Genomic DNA, 505 nt, shown 5'->3' with positions numbered 1-505 from the left:
CGAGCGTTCGATTACTCCGGGGCGTTCTGTAACGCCAACCGCGGCATCTTCTCGGGGGAGGAGCTGCTGAAACTCCAGCGGGAGTTCCTCTATGATTTCCTCCATGCCAGTCAAGAACAGACAATCAAGCCCAAGAACAACCCCCGTATCGACATCGACCAGGTCATCGTCGGCCGGACGAACATGCCCGAGTACCGGGACAAGAAGGGCGACGAGAAGATGGAGGCCTTCAACGACCGCACGAAGCGCATCGACTTCCCCTACGTCCTCCAGTACGAGGCCGAAGCTCAGATCTACCAGAAGATGCTGCGCAACGCCGACCTGCCGGACATCCAGGTCGAGCCACACACTCTGGAGATGGCCGGCCTGTTCGGCGTGCTCACCCGCATTGAGTAGCCGGACAACGAGTCGATAGACCTCATCCAGAAGGCAAAAGCCTACAACGGCGAGATAGACGAGGCCGACGATGTCGACGTGAAGAAGCTCCGTGAGGAGGCCGAAAAGA

General features: G+C 58.8%; 1 pseudogene. It reads left to right on the top strand.

From position 1 onward, the window contains the following. Window positions 1–505: pseudogene (locus EXE41_RS18665) on the top strand (serine protein kinase PrkA); the annotation flags it as partial.

This window comes from Halorubrum sp. SD690R (assembly GCF_005435035.1).
Classification (GTDB): domain Archaea; phylum Halobacteriota; class Halobacteria; order Halobacteriales; family Haloferacaceae; genus Halorubrum; species Halorubrum ezzemoulense.
Note: the sequence above shows the minus strand (reverse complement) of the source record. Positions and strands in the feature narration are given on the sequence as shown.